At 45.4% G+C, this 20,642-nt stretch carries 21 protein-coding genes; 11 read left to right on the top strand and 10 right to left on the bottom strand.

The genetic code is table 11. The features are described 5' to 3' along the window. The first annotated feature begins 1 nt into the window (after position 1). From D7V92_RS07630 to D7V92_RS07620, 3 genes are read left to right on the top strand one after another with little or no spacing between them, the layout of a single operon-like run. Positions 2-1,312 (top strand): TolC family protein, encoded by a 1,311-nt coding sequence (locus D7V92_RS07630; protein WP_005862911.1) that lies wholly within the window; start codon positions 2-4, stop codon positions 1,310-1,312. A 3-nt stretch (positions 1,313-1,315) separates the two neighbouring features. Next, on the top strand, positions 1,316-2,356 hold the full coding sequence (locus tag D7V92_RS07625) for a sensor histidine kinase (protein WP_005862913.1): 1,041 nt from the start codon (positions 1,316-1,318) through the stop codon (positions 2,354-2,356). Next, positions 2,349-3,128 (top strand): LytTR family DNA-binding domain-containing protein, encoded by a 780-nt coding sequence (locus tag D7V92_RS07620; protein ID WP_008778407.1) that lies wholly within the window; start codon positions 2,349-2,351, stop codon positions 3,126-3,128. The genes D7V92_RS07625 and D7V92_RS07620 overlap by 8 nt, the downstream gene beginning before the upstream one ends. Here D7V92_RS07620 and D7V92_RS07615 read toward each other — a convergent pair. From D7V92_RS07615 to rpmB, 10 genes are all read right to left on the bottom strand, one after another. After that, complete coding sequence (locus D7V92_RS07615; protein WP_005857615.1) at positions 3,125-3,757, bottom strand: hypothetical protein; 633 nt, start codon at positions 3,755-3,757, stop codon at positions 3,125-3,127. The genes D7V92_RS07620 and D7V92_RS07615 overlap by 4 nt on opposite strands. Before the next feature lie 75 nt (positions 3,758-3,832). Further along, entirely contained in the window at positions 3,833-5,497 is a 1,665-nt protein-coding gene (gene recN, locus D7V92_RS07610; RefSeq protein ID WP_087344876.1) for a DNA repair protein RecN, read from the bottom strand. A gap of 7 nt (positions 5,498-5,504) precedes the next feature. Beyond that, positions 5,505-6,416 (bottom strand): DUF4835 family protein, encoded by a 912-nt coding sequence (locus D7V92_RS07605; RefSeq protein ID WP_008772391.1) that lies wholly within the window; start codon positions 6,414-6,416, stop codon positions 5,505-5,507. After that, positions 6,413-7,618, bottom strand: a complete 1,206-nt coding sequence (coaBC, locus tag D7V92_RS07600) for a bifunctional phosphopantothenoylcysteine decarboxylase/phosphopantothenate--cysteine ligase CoaBC (protein WP_087344873.1) — start codon at positions 7,616-7,618, stop codon at positions 6,413-6,415. The genes D7V92_RS07605 and coaBC overlap by 4 nt, the downstream gene beginning before the upstream one ends. A gap of 49 nt (positions 7,619-7,667) precedes the next feature. Then, positions 7,668-8,819, bottom strand: coding sequence for an iron-containing alcohol dehydrogenase (locus D7V92_RS07595; RefSeq protein ID WP_087344867.1), 1,152 nt, complete (start codon positions 8,817-8,819; stop codon positions 7,668-7,670). Between the two features lie 4 nt (positions 8,820-8,823). Next, entirely contained in the window at positions 8,824-9,594 is a 771-nt protein-coding gene (locus D7V92_RS07590; RefSeq protein WP_005857624.1) for a 3'-5' exonuclease, read from the bottom strand. Positions 9,595-9,604: 10 nt separating this feature from the next. Then, on the bottom strand, positions 9,605-10,729 hold the full coding sequence (gene dnaN / locus D7V92_RS07585; protein WP_005857626.1) for a DNA polymerase III subunit beta: 1,125 nt from the start codon (positions 10,727-10,729) through the stop codon (positions 9,605-9,607). Positions 10,730-10,948: 219 nt separating this feature from the next. Then, entirely contained in the window at positions 10,949-11,101 is a 153-nt protein-coding gene (locus tag D7V92_RS07580; RefSeq protein ID WP_005638125.1) for a DUF4295 domain-containing protein, read from the bottom strand. 16 nt (positions 11,102-11,117) lie between these two features. After that, complete coding sequence (gene rpmG, locus D7V92_RS07575; RefSeq protein ID WP_005857628.1) at positions 11,118-11,306, bottom strand: 50S ribosomal protein L33; 189 nt, start codon at positions 11,304-11,306, stop codon at positions 11,118-11,120. 19 nt (positions 11,307-11,325) lie between these two features. Next, complete coding sequence (gene rpmB, locus D7V92_RS07570; protein ID WP_005857630.1) at positions 11,326-11,565, bottom strand: 50S ribosomal protein L28; 240 nt, start codon at positions 11,563-11,565, stop codon at positions 11,326-11,328. A 234-nt stretch (positions 11,566-11,799) separates the two neighbouring features. On the opposite strand from rpmB, the gene D7V92_RS07565 reads away from it, so the two are divergent. The 8 genes from D7V92_RS07565 to D7V92_RS07530 all read left to right on the top strand — a co-directional run bounded on the left by D7V92_RS07565 (position 11,800) and on the right by D7V92_RS07530 (position 20,635). Beyond that, entirely contained in the window at positions 11,800-12,402 is a 603-nt protein-coding gene (locus D7V92_RS07565; RefSeq protein ID WP_036615787.1) for a nitroreductase family protein, read from the top strand. A gap of 14 nt (positions 12,403-12,416) precedes the next feature. Beyond that, entirely contained in the window at positions 12,417-13,766 is a 1,350-nt protein-coding gene (lpdA, locus tag D7V92_RS07560) for a dihydrolipoyl dehydrogenase (protein WP_010183358.1), read from the top strand. A 28-nt stretch (positions 13,767-13,794) separates the two neighbouring features. Further along, positions 13,795-14,538 (top strand): lipoate--protein ligase family protein, encoded by a 744-nt coding sequence (locus D7V92_RS07555; RefSeq protein ID WP_005862951.1) that lies wholly within the window; start codon positions 13,795-13,797, stop codon positions 14,536-14,538. 103 nt (positions 14,539-14,641) lie between these two features. After that, a complete protein-coding gene (locus tag D7V92_RS07550) occupies positions 14,642-15,976 on the top strand; it encodes a dihydrolipoamide acetyltransferase family protein (protein ID WP_036630459.1) in 1,335 nt (444 codons plus the stop codon). Between the two features lie 23 nt (positions 15,977-15,999). Then, positions 16,000-18,033 carry a thiamine pyrophosphate-dependent enzyme gene (locus tag D7V92_RS07545; RefSeq protein ID WP_121772618.1) on the top strand — a complete coding sequence of 678 codons (2,034 nt, stop codon included), beginning with the start codon at positions 16,000-16,002 and terminating at the stop codon, positions 18,031-18,033. A 33-nt stretch (positions 18,034-18,066) separates the two neighbouring features. Continuing rightward, positions 18,067-18,570, top strand: coding sequence for a flavodoxin (locus D7V92_RS07540; protein WP_005857641.1), 504 nt, complete (start codon positions 18,067-18,069; stop codon positions 18,568-18,570). Between the two features lie 324 nt (positions 18,571-18,894). Next, a complete protein-coding gene (locus tag D7V92_RS07535) occupies positions 18,895-19,335 on the top strand; it encodes a MarR family winged helix-turn-helix transcriptional regulator (RefSeq protein WP_005857644.1) in 441 nt (146 codons plus the stop codon). Further along, complete coding sequence (locus tag D7V92_RS07530; RefSeq protein WP_008772398.1) at positions 19,316-20,635, top strand: TolC family protein; 1,320 nt, start codon at positions 19,316-19,318, stop codon at positions 20,633-20,635. Before D7V92_RS07535 ends, D7V92_RS07530 begins: the two co-directional genes overlap by 20 nt. Positions 20,636-20,642 lie beyond the last annotated feature (7 nt).

Here is a 20,642-nt window from a genome sequence, read left to right as displayed (position 1 = left end):
AATGGACAAAGTATATATTATCAGCGGTCTCTTATCCTTCCTATCCTTCCCGTTAATCGCACAAAACAGCGATTATCAAGCGCAATATAGGGAAAAAGTCTTGGAATACAACCAAGACTTGAAAGCAGCGGGATACAACGAGGCCATGAAACAGGAAATGATCAAATCGGCCCGTGCGGATTTCAAACCGAAACTCTCGGCGGGAGGTAATTTCAATTATACCGGTAATCCGCTAGAATTATCGATTGATTTGCCATCTATGAGTTCCCCCCTTTATTTTCAAGGTAAAGATCTGAAATATGGGGCGACTCTCTCCCTATCACAACCGATTTATACCGGAGGCGGCATTCGTGCCAACTACCAAAAAGCACGGAAGGAAAAAGAGTTGGCATCCAATGAATCCAATCGTATAAAAAGCAATACCCTACACGACGCCGATATCTACTATTGGAATGCGGTAGCCCAACACGAGCTGGTTTTCGTGGCACAGGCATTTCGTACATCTATACAGCAACTAGTGGATGTCGTACACCACCGGGTAGAAGTCGAATATATCGATCGAAACGATCTTCTTATGGCAGAGGTAAAACTAAACGACGCAGATTTCCAGTTATTGCAAACTCGTGATAACGCCGAGATCGCACGTTTAGCCCTTAATTCTTTCGCTGGTGTAAACCCGAGCGATACCTTGCCGATCGATCATTCCGTAATCGCCCTCAAACAATTTATCCCTTTATCGGATGCGATAGATAACGCAATAACCAGCAGGCCGGAATACCGGATCGCCCAAAACAAGATCGAGTTACAGGAATCATCCCGGAAAATAGCAGATGCCCGTTTCTTACCCCAATTCCATATTGGAGTAGATGGAAGTTATTCCTCACCGGGCTATAACTTCAAATCCGACCTAGATCCGAACTATGCGATCTACGCCAAGCTCAGTATCCCGCTCTTCGAATGGGGAAAACGTAAGAGTACCCGCAACGCTTCCTCGTACGCCATCAATATGGCTCAACAGAATCTCAGCAAGGCGCAAGATAAGATCCGGCTGGAAATACAAACCGCCCATTACAACTATAAGCAAGCTATCGATAAAGTCAAACTAACCGAGAGCTCATTATCAAAAGCATCCGAAAGTGAACAAATGGCCATGGAGCGTTATAAGGAGGGGAATGTTTCCATCGTCGAGGTTATCAACGCTCAACTATATCATCAGCAAGCTCAGGTTAATTATATACAATCCAAACTAAACGCACAGATGGCGAAGACGGATTTCGAACGGGCAATTTATTATCTTCGCGAAAAAGAATAGGTCATGAAAGAAATATCATACGGGAAATCGGCATGTATCCTTTTGTTTTCGGCATTAGGGGTCTTTTCCTATTTCTTGCTGTTATATCATACGGAGCTACAAGAGCGCATCCCCGATATAAAAATTTCATTGATCGCTTTGTCCATCACGATAGCGGTATTCAACCTGTTCGGTTTCAGTTTACTGGTCAGCAGTAATTGGATGGCTACCAATTACCCATTGTATTATATCGATAAGAGCCGGATGTTATGGCATTATCTGCTGGTAGCGATCCTATTGCTACTTATGAATTGTACCCTGTTTATCTCGTTGAAATGGATCACAAGCATTGGCGATCCTTTCGTGATCCGGGCAAAAGGGGCCGGTTTAGTAATAGCCGTCTGGTTCGTGGAGATGATCATTTTCAGCCTTCTCTTGATTAATTATTCGATGCGTTATACATTGAATTTATATAAGGAGAAACAAAGATTGGAAGCAGAATCTATACAAGCTAAATATACCGCTCTCCAAAGCCAGCTAAATCCTCATTTCCTGTTTAATAGCTTGAATACATTGATAGCGGAGATAGAGTATGATCCATCTACGGCGGTCAAGTTTACGCAGCATCTATCCGAGGTATACCGTTACGTGCTCCGCCAGCAACAGTGCCAGATCGTCTCTTTAAAAGAGGAGCTTGATTTTCTGGATTCTTATATATTCCTCCATCAAGTCCGGCTGGGAGATTGTTTGTCGTTGGAACGCGATCTTCCCGACAACGTCATTGACCATCAATTGCCCCCACTGACACTGCAACTGCTAGCCGAGAATGTCGTGAAACATAATTATATCGACGATTTTAACCCGATGACCATACGAGTATATACTGAAAAGAACGGTCGATATCTATGCGTCAGCAATACATTACGACCTAAAAAAGTCTCAAACGCATCCGGTAAAGGATTAAAGAATTTGTCGGAGCGTTATCAATTACTATGTAAGCAGGATATCCAAATCCGTAAAAATGATCACCAATTCACCGTATCAATCCCACTTATTTATGAATAATATTCAAGTAGCCATTATCGAAGATGAGAAACCGGCCGCCCGGTTACTGGAAGGTATGATAAAGAAATTACGCCCGCAATGGGATATCATCAAGATACCCGGAAGCATCGAATCATCCGTGGCTTGGTTCGCTTCCCATCCGCATCCGGATATCGTTTTTCTGGATATCCAGTTGTCGGATGGAAATTCTTTTTTATTTATAGAACAGGCTTGTCCTACAAGTCTCATTATCTTTACGACCGCTTACGATGAATATGCAGTCCGGGCCTTTACGGTAAACAGTATTGATTATCTACTCAAACCGATACGACAAGAGAGATTGGAGGAAGCCATCCAAAAATTCGAGCATGTCACGTCTAAGTACAACCAGAAGCTCTTAGAGCAAAATGATTTATTGGAAGTACTCCATTCCCTCACGTATCCCGGCAAGAAATACAGGACCCGTTTCCTTATTTCCGGCAACGAGAAACTGATCACTTTACAGGTGGAGGATATCGCCTACTTTTATTCATTAAACAAGATCACCTTCGCTGTCACACGCCAAAACAAGGAGTACATAATCGATTTCCCGCTGGATAAACTCATGGAACAATTAGATCCCGATAAATTTTTCCGGACGAACCGGCAGACGATCATAAATATCGAATCCATCGTGAAAATAGAGCCCTATTTTCAGAATAAGGTCATTGTCCACATAAAGCCGGAACATAAAGAGAAAATATTGGTCAGCAAAGAAAAATGGGCCTCTTTCAAGCTATGGTTGAATTATTAGACCTTTCGCCCATTGCTATAATACCGTTCTTTTCTATCGTCCCGATCCTTCTTATTCTTTTTAGGTTTGGGCTTATCCGGTTTCGCTGGTTTCCGATAGTCATGACGATGATTGTCACGATCCCAATGTCTATCTGAGTCATGCCGGTCGTCTCTCCAATGATTGTCATGGTGAATGGTACCCCAGCGGTAATTCCAATAGTTATCCTCATAGCGACGGCAGTCATGGGACGGGCGGCGATCCGGATATCTCGGATTCGCATACCATCCCCGATAATCATGGATACGTTGCGGATGCTCCCTTACAAAACGGACATATAGATTGAACTGGGCTGGAGTCAATATACGTTGGATCTTACGATCCCTTTCCATGCGCAAATCGTAAATACGACGAGCTGCCCGGTCCCAATACCGATAGTCACGGCGGGCCTCCTTCTCTATTTTCTGTCCGTACTTATGGATGATCTTATGGTATTCCGCTGCTTGGCGAGCGGGCAAATGCATCGCTTGCTCCATCCAAAGACAATTTTGACAATGCGGTTCATTCCACCCAAAACTGATCCAAAACTGGCTGTAAGCGGGTAAACTGCACAATATAGCCAACACACATAGTAAGCTGAATCGTTTCATGTCTTTTCAATTTTAAGTTAATAATAAAGCGAATCGTTTGTTCTTTTATCTAAGACTGCCCTACTTCAGAAAGGTTTAATCCTTGATACCCAACAAATCTTTCGCATTGGCAAGAGAAGCCTCTGTCAACGAGGCTCCGCTCAACATACGGGCCACCTCGTTCACACGTTCCTCCCCCTCTAATTGCTTGATACGGGTCAGCGTACGGTCTTTGGTATCCTTCTTATAAACAAAATAATGAGCTTGCCCCTTCGCCGCTATCTGAGGTAAGTGAGTGATAGCGAAAACTTGCATCTTTGTTCCGAGTTCTTGCATGATATCCCCCATTTTATCGGCGATATCACCCGATACCCCCGTATCTACCTCATCAAAGATAATAGTAGGTAAAGCGGTGAACCCGGCAATCATAGCCTTAATGCAGAGCATCAACCGGGAGATCTCACCTCCGGAAGCGGTTTGGGCTACCGGCTGCAATTCCGCGCTCTTATTGGCGGAGAACATAAATCGGATATCGTCCATTCCATCGCTCTCCGGCTCTTTGCGAGGAAGGATGTCCACACGGAAACGGGTATTCGGCATCCCCAACGGAATAATCATCTTGACCAATTGCGAGGCCATCGCCGTGGAAGCGACTTTACGCTGCTCGCTAAGCACGGAGGCCTGTTGAAGCAACTCTTTATACGAGGCATCCAATTGACTCTCTAACAAACCGATTTGCTCATCGAAAGAATCGATCGCACGCAATTGCTCTTGGTATTGATCCCGTATAGCGATCAATTCATCCACGGTGGAGACACGGTGTTTTTGCTGGAGCGTATAAAGGGTATCCAAGCGTTCATTCACCCATTCCAATCGTTCTGGGTTGAACTCTACATCTTCCTTTAAAACGTCTGTCTCGGAAGCCAGATCATTCAAGTCGATATAAGCCGAGCGGATTCGCTCGGAGATTTCCTTGGCTTTCGGGAAATATCTTTCTAAGGAATCCACGGTGGAAAGGGCTTCCTTGAGTATTTGGATGGCTCCTTGCTCCTCGCCGTCCAAGAGTTCGGTTACCTTATATAAAGAGCTTTTGATCTCCTCCGCATGCGAGAGAGTTTCTTGCTCTTGCTCCAACTCATCCTGCTCATCCGGTTGAAGGTTGGCTTCGTCCAGTTGTTCCAATTGAAAACGGATATAGTCTTCCTCCTGCTTGCTTTGAGCCGCTTTGTCCCTCAAATCTTTCAGTTCCCTTCGCAACGCCTGATAACGGGTAAATTCCTTCTTATAAAGAATGAGCAAGATCTCATTTTCGGCCATTACATCGATCACTTTCAGCTGGAAACGGTTATCGCCCAACAATAGGTTCTGATGCTGCGAATGGATATCGATCAAGCGGCTTCCCAACTCTTTTAAGATCGTAAGGGAAACCGGAGAATCATTGACGAAGGCACGGGATTTGCCGGAGGCATAAAGCTCCCGACGCAAGATACAGCTATCCGCGTCGTACTCAAGGTCGTTACTTAGGAAGAAAGGCTCCAACTGATATTTTGAGACATCAAATACGGCCTCGATCACACATTTATCCGAACCTTTCTTTATACTCTTACCATCCGCACGTTGTCCCAGCACCAATGACAAGGCTCCTAATATAATAGATTTTCCCGCTCCGGTCTCACCCGTTATCACCGAGAAGCCTTTATCAAAGCGGATATCCAAATTGTCTATCAAGACAAAGTTCTGTATAAATAAGGATTTCAACATAACTATTTTACCTTACTGGTTTTTGAAGCTCTTCCAAGCGAGTGGATTGTGCCGGATAGATCTCGAACAGCATCTTATAGCCCTCTTGCCGCTCTTGTGTGGTCGCTTTCGAATAAATCGCGATAATCTCATCTAATTTAGCGTCGGCGAACATTTGTAGAAGCACAGAAGTAGGCCGGGCTTTCTTTACTTCCTGCAAGGCGGGAAGCGCACCGATGATCGTCGTACGTCCGCGATCCGGATTTGCCGCCATTTCATCGAGTCCTTTCCGGTGATACGTGTACCACATTTCCCGGAAAGCGTCGGATGCGTTATCTTGCAAAGCCGTCGCTACGGCATGGCGGTTCTGGTTGCTATCAAAAGCTTTCCAGCCCGTCCACGACATCTCAGACTGGGCCATGTTCACGATTTGTTGGGCCTGCTGTATATAGGTAGTTCCACCTTTCGGGGCGAAACTATCGAAATCAAGCCCCAAGATCACATAGACGTAAAACACGATAGTGGCCGTAAGATTGCTGGTCAGCGTATTTGAGTTATAGTCCAATGGCTCTCCCTCCGTATATTCAAAATCCAACTGTTGGTCCCGGAAATTCAAAAGAGTGGTCGTATAACTGGAATTATAGACCGGACGGCGGGCTTGTATCTGGATCTCGCTCTTGAAGTTCGTCTCATCCAATTCATTCACGATAATCGTCATCGTACAATCGATCTTCTCATTGACAGCAAACGTGGCATCCGTCCATTTCCGGTTATTCACGAACTCAGTCAAGGAGTTCTGCAAGGTCGTGAAGATTTGCTTGTTAGCGGTCGCGATCTTGTCTCCGTTTACCGTGATACGGGCGTTCAACTCTTGCGCCTTCCCACAAAAAGGAGCGGCGCAAAGCATGAATAGATAAAACAGTCTTCTTACTTTTCTCATTTCAATAATGTTACCAACTTATTTACGATATCAGAGGCTACCTCCCGCTTCGTTTTGAGCGGATAGCTCGTTACTCCTCCGGCATTGTCGATAATCGTGATCTTATTGGTATCGCAACGGAAACCGGCACCTTGGTCTCGTAAAGAATTCAAGACGATGAAATCGAGATTCTTCCGCTTCAGTTTACCTTCGGCATGAGTGGCCTCGTCGTTCGTCTCCAGGGCGAACCCCACCATGACCTGTCCTTCCCGCTTGATCGCACCCAAAGAGGCGGCGATATCCGGGTTCGGAACCAAATGAAGCGTCATCTCTCCCTCTGTTTCCCGTTTGATCTTCTGCCCGGAAGCATTCTCCGGACGGTAATCGGCGACAGCGGCACATAATATGGCAGCATCGCTACTCGGGAATGCGGTTATCGCCGCTTGGTACATTTCCCCGGCAGACTCAACATCGATTCGTTTAATAGCCGGATGATGTGTTTTTAAAGAGACTGGACCAGCGACCAAAGTCACCTCCGCCCCTCTCTCCGCACAAGCTTCCGCTAAAGCGAACCCCATCTTACCGGAAGAGTAATTACCTATAAAACGTACGGGATCTATCTTTTCATATGTCGGACCTGCTGTTATTAAGATCTTTTTTTTTTCAAGATCTTTTTGAGCGAAAAAGAAGTCTTCCAAAACCTCGATAATCTTATCGGGTTCTTCCATCCGGCCTTTACCAACCAAATGGCTCGCCAATTCCCCCTCGGCAGGTTCGATAATCCGGTTACCGAATGAACGCAAGCGCTCCAGATTCTGTTGGGTACTCGGATGAGCGAACATATCCAAATCCATGGCCGGAGCCACGAATACAGGGGATTTGCAAGAAAGATAAGTAGTTATTAGCATATTATCGGCGATTCCGTTCGCCATCTTACCGATCGTGGAAGCGGTAGCCGGAGCAATCAACATGGCATCCGCCCAAAGCCCCAGATCCACATGGCTATTCCATGTACCATCCCTATTGGAAAAAAACTCGCTGATTACAGGGTGGCTACTCAACGTCGATAACGTAAGCGGAGTGATAAACTCTTTTCCCGCCGGCGTGATAACCACTTGTACCTCGGCTCCTTTTTTCACCAATCCCCGGATGATATAAGCGGCTTTGTATGCGGCTATACTCCCCGTAATCCCTAATATAATATGTTTATCTTTCAATGTCATATATCGAATCAATTTATCTTTGCCAGTAGAGACGTAGCACGTTGCGTCTCTACAACCTCAACAAAAGAATCTCTTTGGCTACTTTTGAGTTTATATTGCCATATTCGCCAAGTTTCCATCCCATTCGATCGATAGGTTCCACCAAAGCATCCAAGTCGGACTCCTTGATCCCATAGTCGGAAAGACGGGTCTTTAATCCCATGAAATGGAAAAAATCTTCCGTAGCCTCTATTGACTTTTGCGCCTTTTCATCGGCAGATCCTTCGGTAATACCAAATACGACCTCTCCCATCCGGATCAGTTTCGCCGCTTTCTCCTTACGCATATAGGTCATGACACCCGGCAAGATAACCGCTAAAGTCTGGGCATGATCCAAGCCGAACTGCGCCGTCAATGCATATCCCATACGGTGTGAGGACCAGTCTTGGGGTACTCCTTGGCCGATCCAACAGTTCAAGGCATTCGTAGCCGCCCACATCAAATTAGCACGAATATCATAATCATTCGGTTTTTGCAAGACCTTGCGGCCTTCTTCCACGATTGTCTTCATCAATCCCTCGGCAAAATAATCTTGAACCTTAGCGTTCACCGGATAAGTCAGGTATTGCTCGACCACATGGATAAACGAGTCAACGACACCGTTAGCCACCTGTCGCTCTGGTAAAGAATAAGTTACCTGCGGATCTAAGATAGCGAACTTAGGGAACACCAACGGAGACATGAAATTCAATTTCTCATGGACAGATTCCCGGGAAATTACCGCCCGTTCATTCATTTCCGAACCGGTAGCGGCCAAAGTCAGCACTACTCCTAAAGGAAGCGCTTTCTTTATCACGCCACCTTTCGATAAGATATCCCAAGGATCTCCCTCGAAAAACGTAGCCGAAGCGATAAATTTCGTAGCGTCGATCACTGATCCGCCGCCTACCGCCAGCAAGAAATCGATATTCTCCCCCTTCACCAACTCAACAGCCTTCATACAAGTCTCATAACGGGGATTCGCCTCAATACCACCAAACTCATAGGTATGGAAGTCTTTCAAAGCTGCCGTCACCTGCTCATAAATGCCATTTTTCTTAATGCTACCGCCACCGTATACCACCAGAACCTTACTTCCTTCTGGAAGTAACGCAGACAAACGGGCAATACTTCCTTTGCCGAACACAACCTTTACAGGATTGCAAAACTCAAAATTATTCATCGCCTTATTTTGAATTAAAGTCTCTCAAACGGATCTCTGTCAACATTTTCTTCGTATTCAACGGGAAATCGCCATTCATGATCCAAGAATAATAACCCGGATCCGACTTCAAGATCTCCGTTACCAAACGGCCTTTATACTTACCGAAGTTAATAACCTCCTCGCCTTTATCGTTGTAAACCATACGTCCGGCGAAATCCACATTATTCGAGTAGCAGGAATATTGGGAAAGGAAAGCAACGTCATTCTTCAAATCCGGATAGCGATCCAGCTGCGCTTTCAACACCTCATATGTAGCCAACGTATCAGCCTCAGCCGTATGAGCGTTCTCCAAGCTTTTATTGCAATAGAATTTATAAGCGGCAGATAACGTACGTTGCTCCATCTTATGGAAAATCGTCTGTACATCGATAAATTTGCGCCGGTTCAAATCGATATCCACACCCGCACGCAGAAACTCCTCGGCAAGCATGGGTATATCAAAACGGTTGGAATTATATCCGGCCAAATCACAACCCTCGATCTGGGTTGCCAAAGATTTAGCGATCTCCTTAAAGGTCGGACAATCTTTTACATCTTCATCGGTTATGCCATGAATAGCGGTAGATTCGGGGGGAATAGGCATACCGGGATTTATCCGGCGTGTCTTCGTTTCTTCTTTCCCATTTGGGAAGACCTTCACGTAGGAAATCTCTACGATACGGTCCTTTACGATATTTATACCCGTGGTCTCTAAATCAAAAAAGACCAGCGGGTTCCTTAAGTTTAACTGCATTATTTATTTATTAGTCATTCAACATCATCGGCATCAGCAACATGAGCAAGTCCTCGTCCTCATCATTCTCAGAAGGAACGATCAAGCCGGCACGTGAAGGGTCCGCTAATTCTAATACAACCTCTTCCGAGCTGATATTTCCAAGGATCTCGATCAGATATGTAGCCTTAAAACCGATGCTTAACTCCGTCCCGTCAAACTGACAAACAATACGCTCTTCCGCAGAAGTGGAGAAATCGATATCTTGGGCGGAAACCGTAATCAAGCTATCCTTCAAGTGCAACTTCACCAAGCTGCTCGCCGGATTAGAAAAGACAGAAACACGCTTTAAAGCATTCAAGAAAGAGATACGATCGATCGTTACCTTAAACGGGTTTTCTTGAGGAATCACACTATTATAGTTCGGGTAACGCCCCTCGATCAAACGACAAACCATCTCGAAGTTCGTGCAAGTAATATACGCATTGTTATCATCAAACTTAATCAATACTTGCTCCGACTCCTTCGCCAACAAATTCTTCAATAAATTAGCCGGCTTCTTCGGCAAAATGAAAGAAGCCCGTTCCGGGGATTTCACCGCCAAGTTACGCAAGCGAACCAATTTATGTCCGTCTGATGCCACGAACGTCAAATCATCCGTATGGATATCGAAATAGACACCATTCATTACAGGGCGAAGCTCATCATCGGCCGTGGCGAACAAGGAACGACTGATGCCGTTTAACAGCATCTGGGCATCCATCGAGATAGAGATAGCGTTATCATTCAACGGCTTCTGCTGCGGATATGTGTCCCCTTTCTGACCGATAAAATTATACTTACCATTCTGGAAATGAATGAAAATCTCCAAATTCTCATCATTGATATCAAAAGTAAGCGGTTGTTCGGGAAGCTCTTTCAGCGGATCGAGCAGTATCTTGGCGGAAACCGCAAAGAGTCCGGCACCTTGGGCATTCATGACGTCTACGGAAGTCACCAACCGGGTCTCGGCATCGGAAGCTGTCACCGTAAGCGTATTTCCTTCTAGGTTAAAAAGGAAGCTGTCCAGAATCGGTAAAGAGTTCTTGGAAGCGATAACCTTGCTTATAGACTGTAAACGTGATAATAGCGCAGTGCTGGATACATCGAATCTCATAGCTTTAATATTTTATCTTGTTATATTATTATTTCACACAAACTACCATTTGGATGGGAAGAGACACGGCATGCCACATCTCTACAAATTAACCCAACAAAATTAAGAAAATATTTTATTTGTAACCAACTATACTTTCAAAAGTTTAGGGTACAAAAAAAGCTTCCCTCCGCTTTATCGGAGAGAAGCCTCTTATATTCTTTATTATTCGCTACTTAATTATTTAGCGAAATAATCTTTTACTGCTTCGTTAGGGATCATTTCTTCTTGGAAGATGTATGCACCTGTTTTCGGAGACTTAACCATTTTAATCACTTTGGAATAAGTACGACCGTCACCTTTCTTAAATGTTGCAACTGCTTTTTTTGCCATCGTTTAAAATCTCCTATTACTTAATTTCTTTGTGTAACGTCATCTTCTTCAAAACCGGATTGTATTTCATCAATTCCAATCTCTGAGTAGTATTCTTTCTATTCTTCGTAGTGATATAGCGAGACATACCCGGCATTCCACTTTCCTTGTGCTCTGTACACTCAAGGATTACCTGTACTCTATTTCCTTTTGCTTTTTTTGCCATTTTCTATATCCTCCACAAATTATGCGTTCAAATAACCTTTTTCAGCCGCCATCTTGATAGCCGCATCCAAACCTAACTTATTGATTGTACGTAAGCCAGCCGCAGATATATTCAAGCTAACCCAGCAATCCTGCTCTACCCAGTAGAACTTCTTCGTAAACAGGTTGACATTGAACTTACGCTTCGTTCTTCTCTTTGAGTGAGAAACGTTGTTTCCAACCATTGCTCTCTTTCCAGTAATTTGACAAATTTTAGACATTTCTAATCTGTTCTTTTAAATTATACGAAATTTAAGTCAACTCCTGCTATGTGTCTTCCCTTTCTGAACTAGCATCATGAACAAAAACGAAGATTCTAATAGAGTCTTATCTTTACAGGGTGCAAAGGTAAGAATTATTTTGATTTATCCGCAAGAATTCTCAAATATTTTTTCCTCAACAAATCATGTCTTAAATTAGTTATAGGTATATAACAACATAACATGATATTCATTATGGCAAGAAGTTTTAAAGAAGCGATCCAGCATCGCCGGACACATTATGGAATAGGTAACAACTCTCCCATTTCCGACAACGAGATTCATGAGATTATTAAGACAGCGGTCACTCACGTTCCCTCCGCATTCAATTCGCAGTCTACGAGAATCGTACTGCTACTGGGTGAAAGCCACAAGAAGCTTTGGGAAATCGTAAAAGACACGCTTCGTAAAATCGTCCCCGCCGAAGCCTATAAGGCTACCGAGGCAAAGATAGATAATTCTTTCGAGGCTGGCTATGGCACGGTCCTCTTTTTCGAGGATACAGCGGTAGTAGAAGGCTTACAGAAGCAATTTCCTTCTTATAAAGAGAATTTCCCGGTATGGTCCCAACAGACATCGGCTATGCATCAATTCGCAGTATGGACTATGCTGGAAGACGCCGGCTTCGGCGCTTCTTTGCAACATTACAACCCGTTGATCGACGAGGCGGTCGCTAAACAATGGCATATCAATCCGAACTGGAAACTGATCGCCGAGATGCCGTTCGGAACCTCTACCCAGGAACCGGGAGAAAAACAATTCGCTCCATTAGAGGAACGAATTTTAGTATTCAAATAATTATAATAATGTATATGGAATATGACATAGCAATCATAGGCGGTGGACCTGCGGGTTACACCGCCGCCGAAAGGGCTTCGGAGAATGGATTAAAAACGATCCTTTTCGAGAAGAACGCTATCGGTGGCGTCTGCCTAAACGAGGGATGTATCCCGACAAAAACTCTTTTATACTCCGCCAAGATACTAGACAGTATCAAAAGTGCCTCCAAATATGGTATAGTGGCGATGAAAGACCCAAGTTTCGACTTGGCAAAGATTATCGACCGGAAGAACAAGACCGTCCGTAAACTTACGCTCGGGGTAAAAGCCCGGCTTACGGGTAACGGCGTCACCATTGTAGAAGGAGAGGCACGAATCACCGGAGAGGAGTTTGGAAATATACGGATTCACTGCGATGGAAAAGAGTATTTAGTGAAGAATGTGTTAGTATGCACAGGCTCTGAAACCGTGATCCCTCCTATCAAAGGGTTATCAGAGGTCAAGTATTGGACTTCCCGGGAAGCCCTTGATCTCAACGATTTGCCAAAATCGTTAGCGATTATCGGTGGTGGCGTGATCGGAATGGAGTTCGCCTCATTCTTTAACAGTATGGGCGTAAAAGTGAAGGTAATCGAGATGCTACCCGAGATATTAGGGAATATGGATAAAGAAACCTCAGCGATGCTTCGATCCGAGTATAAGAAAAAAGGCGTAGAGTTTTTCTTGAATACCAAAGTTACAGAGGTATCGGCAGAGAAAGTCTTTGTTGAGAAAAACGGCAAGGCAGACACGATTGAAGCCGATAAAATATTGGTGAGCGTGGGCCGCCGTCCGATTACAAAGAGTCTGGGACTAGAAAATCTAGCGATCGAAATACAAGGGGCCGGTGTAAAGGTAAACGAACATATGCTGACTTCCCATCCACATGTATATGCGGCTGGAGATATTACCGGTTTTTCCCTGCTGGCACATACGGCTTACCGGGAAGCGGAAGTTGCCATACACCATATCCTAGGCATACCGGACGAGATGAGCTATAAAGCCATTCCGGCGGTAGTTTATACGAATCCGGAATTGGCGAGCGTGGGTAAGACAGAAGAGGAATTGGTAGCGAATGGGGAAAGTTTTCGTGTTCAAAAGATCCCGATGACCTATTCCGGACGTTTCGTCGCAGAGAACGAGAATGGTAATGGTTTATGTAAACTGATCACGGACGACGAGGATCGTATCATCGGTTGCCATCTACTAGGGAATCCGGCATCCGAGATTATCGTCACCGCCGGAATCGCTGTCGAGAATGGTTATACAGTCGATGAATTTAAGAAAAATATTTTCCCGCATCCGACAGTCAGTGAGATCCTCCACGAAAGTTTATATATCTAATAAAACGCCTAACTAAAACAGTTTCCTGATGCTTTGCATTCACAATACACAAACGGATCCATACTTCAATTTGGCCGCCGAAGAGTATCTGCTCAAGAATTTCAAAGAGAATATTTTCATGCTTTGGCAGAATGAACCATCAATCGTGATCGGTAAGCATCAGGATGTATGGGCCGAGGTAAATCTCAAATTCGTACAAGACCAACAAATCAAGATAGCGCGCAGGTTTTCCGGTGGTGGTGCCGTTTACCATGATCCGGGAAACCTGAATCTTACATTTATAGAGACCGGCCAGATTATGCAGACTGATAAATATACCATCCAGATCATGAATTTTCTCAAGACATTGGGAGTACATGTCGAGGTGGATGAACGGAAAGGATTAACTATCGGAGGATTTAAAATATCGGGTAGCGCACAGAGTATCCATAAGAATCGGTATATGCACCATGCTACCTTATTGTTTTCCACCGATCTGGATAGGCTCGTCACCTCCTTGAAAAGTACATCCCGTCAAGCACCAGAGAAAACAGGAGGTAAACGATCGACATTCGTTAAATCTGTACGGAGTCCGGTCACGAATATCAGCGCCCATCTTCCGGCTTCTATCTCCATCCAGCATTTTAAGAAAGCGCTTCTTTACTATTTCACGATCAATAATCCCGGCATTCAAGATTATTATTTCACGCAAGCAGACTTGGAAGCCATCTATCGGCTTAAAGAGCAGAAATATGCTACAGCCAGCTGGAACTTTAACACTTATACACTATAATACAGAAACTTACCTTCTTGATCTTTGTTCTTATTATATACCGTTTGTAGAGACGGGGCACGCCCCGTCTCCCACTATATAACAGTAATTAAAAAATCAAAATATGGCTACATTTGAGATAAAGATGCCTAAGTTGGGCGAAAGTATTACAGAAGGAACCATCATCTCATGGTCGGTAAAGGTAGGTGATACCGTAGAGGAAGATGATGTCCTTTTCGAAGTAAGCACAGCGAAAGTAAGCGCTGAGATTCCATCTCCCGTTGAGGGAAAAGTAAAACAACTTCTTTTTAATGAGGGAGACACCGTAGCGGTCGGTACAGTCGTAGCGATCCTTGAGATCGAAGGTGAAGGAGAGGATAACGGAGCTCAGCCGGAAACCTCGGAGGCTACTCAACCGAAAGAACAAGTCCCCGCTCCCGTCCCAGAGGAATTATCAAAGAATTCCCAAGAGGAAGATCGTTGGTATTCTCCCGTCGTATTGCAATTAGCGAAAGCTGCCGGTGTGTCGCAAGATGAACTGGATCATATTCCGGGTACCGGATATCTGGGACGTCTCAGTAAGAAAGATATTCAAACGTATATCGATCACAAAAATAAAGGTACGGAAATGCCGAAGCCGAAACAGGCTCCTGTTTCTTCCATGCAGCAAACGGCTACGAGCACGCCAACAATTACGGTAGCGCCGCCGACCGCTCCTTCCATGCCTATGACAGCGGCCACTCCATCCGCTCCACTCGCTCAAGGAGACGAGGTGAGAGAAATGGATCGTGTACGTAAGATCATTGCGGACCATATGGTATTATCGAAAAAAGTATCTCCGCATGTGACGTCGGTTATCGAGGTAGACGTGACCCGACTGGTTAACTGGCGTAAAAAAGTGAAGGATCAATTCTTCAAGCAAGAAGGCATCAACCTAACTTATATGCCGGCTATTACCGAAGCGACCGCCAAAGCGTTGAAAGCCTATCCATTAGTAAATTCATCCGTGGACGGTTACAATATCATCCTAAAGAAGCCTATTAATATAGGTATAGCGGTTTCCTTAAACGACGGAAATTTAATTGTCCCGGTTATACACGATGCCGATAAGCTGAACCTAAGTGGCCTCGCCTCACAAATAGATACCTTGGCGGCTAAAGCCCGTGAGAATAAGCTCGCCCCGGATAGCATCCAAGGCGGAACGTTCACGATTACGAATTTCGGAACCTTCAAGAGTCTGTTCGGCACCCCGATCATCAATCAGCCTCAAGTAGCGATCCTAGCCGTCGGTTATATCGAGAAGAAGCCTGCGGTAGTAGAGACGCCCGAGGGAGATACGATCGCTATCCGTCACAAGATGTACCTCTCACTCTCCTACGATCATCGTATCGTGGACGGAGCTTTGGCGGGAGCCTTTTTACGTTCCATCGCCGACGAACTAGAGAATTGGAACGCTTAATACATTATATATAATAGAACAACATGAAAAAGTATGATATAAAAACAACAGATAAGGAGACTCTCAGGAAATGGTTTTACCTTATGACGCTCGGAAGGGCGATCGATGAGAAGGCTCCCTCCTATTTATTGCAATCTCTCGGCTGGTCTTATCATGCCCCGTATGCCGGGCACGACGGGATACAACTCGCCATGGGACAAGTATTCGATAAGGACACGGACTTTCTCTTCCCCTATTACCGGGATATGTTGACGGTTCTCTCGGCGGGAATGACCGCCGAGGAGATCATCCTGAACGGTATCTCCAAGGCGACCGATCTGACCAGTGGCGGCCGCCACATGTCTAACCACTTCTCTAAGATGGAATGGCATATCGAGAACGTTTCTTCCGCTACGGCGACTCACGATCTCCATGCCGCCGGCGTGGCACGGGCGATGGTTTACTATGGACAGAAAGGCGTAGCGATTACCTCGCACGGTGAATCGGCCGCTTCCGAAGGCTATGTGTATGAGGCAATCAATGGCGCCAGCAATGAGCGACTGCCGGTTATCTTTGTCTTCCAAGACAATGGATATGGTATCTCTGTCCCCAAAAAGGACCAGACGGCCAATCGTAAAGTTGCCGATAACTTCTCTGGCTTCAAGAATTTACGTATTATCCATTGCAATGGAAAAGACGTGTTCGATTCCATGAATGCCATGACCGAGGCCAAAGAGTACGCGATCGCCAACCGGACTCCCGTGATCGTTCAGGCCAATTGCGTACGGATAGGCTCCCACTCAAACTCCGATAAACATACCTTGTATCGTGATGAGAACGAGCTTACCTATGTAAAATCCGCCGATCCTTTATACAAATTCCATCGCATGCTGATTCGTTACGGACGTTTCACCGAGGAAGAATTGAAAGAGATCGCGGATCTAGCGGCTAAAGACCTGAAAGCCGCCAATCGGAAAGCGATGGCCGCCCCCGATCCCGATCCGTCTACCGTCAAGGATTACGTCCTCCCGGAACCTTATCAACCTCTGAAATACAAAGAAGGTGTTCAAAACGAGGAAGGAGAGAAAGAAACGCTAGTTACGGCGATCAACAAGACGTTGAAAGCGGAGTTCCGGCACAACCCGGATACATTTATCTGGGGACAGGATGTAGCCAATAAAGAAAAGGGTGGCGTATTCAACATCACCAAAGGCATGCAGCAAGAATTCGGTATCGAGCGAGTCTTCAACGCCCCTATCGCCGAGGATTATATCGTAGGGACAGCGAACGGTATGTGCCGCTTTGACCCGAAGATCCATGTAGTGATCGAGGGTGCGGAATTCGCCGATTACTTCTGGCCGGCCGTCGAGCAATACGTGGAATGTACGCATGAGTATTGGCGCAGCAACGGGCAATTTACCCCAAACATCACTTTGCGCCTAGCCTCCGGAGGCTATATCGGAGGAGGGCTTTATCATTCCCAGACCATTGAGGGTGCATTGACCTCATTACCCGGTGCCCGGATTGTTTATCCCTCTTTCGCAGATGATGCCGCCGGACTGTTGCGGACGAGTATGCGTTCTAAAGGCTTTACGCTCTATCTGGAACCGAAAGCGCTCTACAACGCGGTAGAAGCCTCCACCTTTGTCCCCGAGGATTTCGAGGTTCCGTTTGGGAAAGCCCGTATACGCCGTCCGGGAAAAGATCTGACAATCATCACTTATGGCAATACGACCCACCTTTGCCTCAACGTAGCCGAGCTTCTTTACAAAGAAAAAGGCTGGGAACTGGAGGTTATCGATCTTCGTACCTTGATACCATTGGATAAAGAGGCGATCTTCAACTCGGTGAAGAAAACCAGTAAAGTATTGATCGTACATGAGGACAAGGTCTTCTCTGGCTTCGGAGCGGAAATTGCCGGTATCATCGGCTCGGAACTATTCCAGTACTTGGATGCTCCGATCCAACGGGTAGGTTCCCTATTCACTCCGGTTGGTTTCCATCCGGTCTTGGAACGGGCCATCCTCCCCAACGAGGAGACCATCTATCATGCGGCAAAAGAACTGCTGCTTTATTAGATCCACATTCGTTAAATCTTTAAAAGCATCACAATGAAAACAGGATTATTTTACGGAACGGGCACAGAGAAAACAACCTTTGTCGCCAATAAAATAAGAAAAGCTTTCGGGGAGGATCAGATCGATATCATCCCTATTGAAAGCGCATGGAAAAGAGATTTCGAGGCTTACGACCATATAATCGCAGGAACCTCTACTTGGTTCGATGGCGAGCTTCCCACCTATTGGGACGAGATCATCCCGGAACTGGTCACTTTAGACCTTAAAAATAAGAAGGTCGCTATTTTCGGTCTTGGAGATCAAACGAATTATCCGGATAATTTCGCCGATGGAGTCGGCATACTGGCGGACGCTTTCACCTCCTGTGGAGCGACTTTAGTAGGCGAGACCTCTTCGGATGATTATTTCTTTAATGCCTCCAAAGCCTTGAAAAATGGCAAATTACTAGGCTTAGTCCTCGATTTGGAAAACCAACCGGATCAAACCGACAAACGAATCGAGCGATGGGTGAAGCAATTGAAGGAGGCGTTTGGATAAAGAAGAATGCATCTTAAACTCGTAAACGAGAACTAAACAGAAAGCGTAACGAATCACTCCACGGGTTTGTTACGCCTTCATTCTATACACCTGTCTTTCATGCACATACTGTGCCAACATCTGCCATCGCCTTGGCACAGCTGTGCCACGCTGATGGCATACCCGTGCCATAGTGATGGCAAGCCCGTGCCACGCCGATGGCACAGCTGTGCCACCTAGATGGCAAACATACTTTATTAGCGAGACACTAATTAGTTAAACATTTGACTAATCCGAGAAAAAACGCTATCTTCGCGCCCAGCAAGTTTAAAAGAATTATAAGTAATGGTAGAAGGTAAAGAATTCCGGGAACTTATGTTACAAGTTGTCCGCACACGCATGGCATTTCGTCGGTCTATGCAACGAACGCTGAAAAAGAACAACGCCGGTATAACATTTGAGATGCTTCAAATCTTGAGTTGCCTATGGCACGAACAAGGTATCACCCAACAGGTCTTGGCAGAGAGAACGGCAAAGGATAAGGCTTGTCTGACAAACCTAATGAACAATTTAGAGAAGAAAGGCTACGTCCATCGGAAAGAAGATCCCGAGGACCGGAGGAACAAACTGGTTTTCCTAACCCCGGAAGGAGAAGAATTCAAAAAGCAAATTCGCCCGATCCTTGATCAGGTTTATGTACATGCGGAGCATATTATCGGAATAGAGAACGTAGAAACCATGTTATCCGAATTAAAAGCAGTACATAATGTCCTTGAGAATATATAAAAAGCACGTATTGAGCCTCTTTTGTATGACGGTCGCTACATTTCCGGCAATCGCCCAAACCGATTCGCTCTTCTTGACCATCGACCAGCTTTTCGAGAGAGGCGTACGGCATAGTCTGCAGATCCAAGCAGACGTCTTAAAAGAATCGATAGCGCAAGAGAGAACCCATACGGCACGTTCCGCACAATTGCCAGACCTGCAAATCGGCTTGAAAGGTGGATATGTAGGGCAACCGATCCTCTTTGAGCAAGGACTCGCCCATCCGACTCGCCCGGAAGCGCCCGATTGGTCCCAGAACTATGCCATCGACCTTACCCAACCGATATACCAAGGCGGTAAAATCCGGTATTCCATCCGGAAAGCGGATCTGGAGAAAGAAGTCGCCTCTTTACAAACGCTCACAGACCAGAGTGAGATCAAGCTCGGTCTATTAAACCAATACATCGGTCTTTTCAGCCTGTTTAAACAACGTGAGGTGCTTTCCCGTAATATCGAGGAATCGGAACGCCGCCTGCAAGATATCCGGCGTATGAAAAAAGAGGGACTGATAACCAATAACGACGTATTAAGAAGCGAGATGCAATTAACCAACGACCGCCTATCCTTGCAAGAAACGGATAATAGCCTCATACTGGTATCACAGCAATTGGATATCCTGATCGGTCTCGATGAGAATCTATTGCTCAAACCAGATACCACGTTACTGGACCAAACCGTATCTTTAGAAACTTACGAAGATTATGTAGCCCAAGCCTATTCCAATGATCCGGCGATACGTCTACTCCGGAAACAAACAGAGTTAGCCCAAAACGATATACGTTTGACTAAAGCCTCCTCGCTACCCAGCCTATCGCTATATGCCTCGAACACATTGGCACGTCCGGTCTCCCGAACATTAGCGGATATGTACAATAACAACTGGAACATAGGACTGTCGCTCTCCTACCCTTTATCCTCTTTATATAAAAACAACCATAAAATAAAGGAAAGCAAATGGATGGTCTCGTTACATAAAAACGAGGAGGAACAGAAAAAGCAGAAAATCCGCATGGAAGTACGCACCGCGTTCTTACGTCATAAGGAGGCCCTACAAGAAGTGGAAGCCTTGAAGTTATCCGTACGGCAAGCTCAAGAGAACTACAGGATCATGCAAAACCGGTATTTAAACCAATTGGCGATCCTAACCGACTTACTCGACGCGAACTCGGTTCTCCTCAACGCGGAGCTACAGCTCACGAATGCCCGTACCCACGTGATTTACACTTACTATCAACTACAGAAGGCTTGCGGCCGTCTCTAAAAAGAAA

This window comes from Parabacteroides sp. CH2-D42-20, assembly GCF_003670185.1.
In the GTDB taxonomy this organism is placed as follows: domain Bacteria; phylum Bacteroidota; class Bacteroidia; order Bacteroidales; family Tannerellaceae; genus Parabacteroides; species Parabacteroides distasonis.
This window is presented reverse-complemented; position numbering and strand designations above follow the sequence as displayed.

Bases quoted from the DNA above. Each gene is read 5' to 3' on its own strand.
- D7V92_RS07630 (WP_005862911.1), top strand. From the start codon at position 2: ATGGACAAAGTATATATTATCAGCGGTCTCTTATCCTTCCTATCCTTC.
- D7V92_RS07625 (WP_005862913.1), top strand. From the start codon at position 1,316: ATGAAAGAAATATCATACGGGAAATCGGCATGTATCCTTTTGTTTTCG.
- D7V92_RS07620 (WP_008778407.1), top strand. From the start codon at position 2,349: ATGAATAATATTCAAGTAGCCATTATCGAAGATGAGAAACCGGCCGCC.
- D7V92_RS07615 (WP_005857615.1), bottom strand. From the start codon at position 3,757: ATGAAACGATTCAGCTTACTATGTGTGTTGGCTATATTGTGCAGTTTA.
- recN (WP_087344876.1), bottom strand. From the start codon at position 5,497: ATGTTGAAATCCTTATTTATACAGAACTTTGTCTTGATAGACAATTTG.
- D7V92_RS07605 (WP_008772391.1), bottom strand. From the start codon at position 6,416: ATGAGAAAAGTAAGAAGACTGTTTTATCTATTCATGCTTTGCGCCGCT.
- coaBC (WP_087344873.1), bottom strand. From the start codon at position 7,618: ATGACATTGAAAGATAAACATATTATATTAGGGATTACGGGGAGTATA.
- D7V92_RS07595 (WP_087344867.1), bottom strand. From the start codon at position 8,819: ATGAATAATTTTGAGTTTTGCAATCCTGTAAAGGTTGTGTTCGGCAAA.
- D7V92_RS07590 (WP_005857624.1), bottom strand. From the start codon at position 9,594: ATGCAGTTAAACTTAAGGAACCCGCTGGTCTTTTTTGATTTAGAGACC.
- dnaN (WP_005857626.1), bottom strand. From the start codon at position 10,729: ATGAGATTCGATGTATCCAGCACTGCGCTATTATCACGTTTACAGTCT.
- D7V92_RS07580 (WP_005638125.1), bottom strand. From the start codon at position 11,101: ATGGCAAAAAAAGCAGTTGCAACATTTAAGAAAGGTGACGGTCGTACT.
- rpmG (WP_005857628.1), bottom strand. From the start codon at position 11,306: ATGGCAAAAAAAGCAAAAGGAAATAGAGTACAGGTAATCCTTGAGTGT.
- rpmB (WP_005857630.1), bottom strand. From the start codon at position 11,565: ATGTCTAAAATTTGTCAAATTACTGGAAAGAGAGCAATGGTTGGAAAC.
- D7V92_RS07565 (WP_036615787.1), top strand. From the start codon at position 11,800: ATGGCAAGAAGTTTTAAAGAAGCGATCCAGCATCGCCGGACACATTAT.
- lpdA (WP_010183358.1), top strand. From the start codon at position 12,417: ATGGAATATGACATAGCAATCATAGGCGGTGGACCTGCGGGTTACACC.
- D7V92_RS07555 (WP_005862951.1), top strand. From the start codon at position 13,795: ATGCTTTGCATTCACAATACACAAACGGATCCATACTTCAATTTGGCC.
- D7V92_RS07550 (WP_036630459.1), top strand. From the start codon at position 14,642: ATGGCTACATTTGAGATAAAGATGCCTAAGTTGGGCGAAAGTATTACA.
- D7V92_RS07545 (WP_121772618.1), top strand. From the start codon at position 16,000: ATGAAAAAGTATGATATAAAAACAACAGATAAGGAGACTCTCAGGAAA.
- D7V92_RS07540 (WP_005857641.1), top strand. From the start codon at position 18,067: ATGAAAACAGGATTATTTTACGGAACGGGCACAGAGAAAACAACCTTT.
- D7V92_RS07535 (WP_005857644.1), top strand. From the start codon at position 18,895: ATGGTAGAAGGTAAAGAATTCCGGGAACTTATGTTACAAGTTGTCCGC.
- D7V92_RS07530 (WP_008772398.1), top strand. From the start codon at position 19,316: ATGTCCTTGAGAATATATAAAAAGCACGTATTGAGCCTCTTTTGTATG.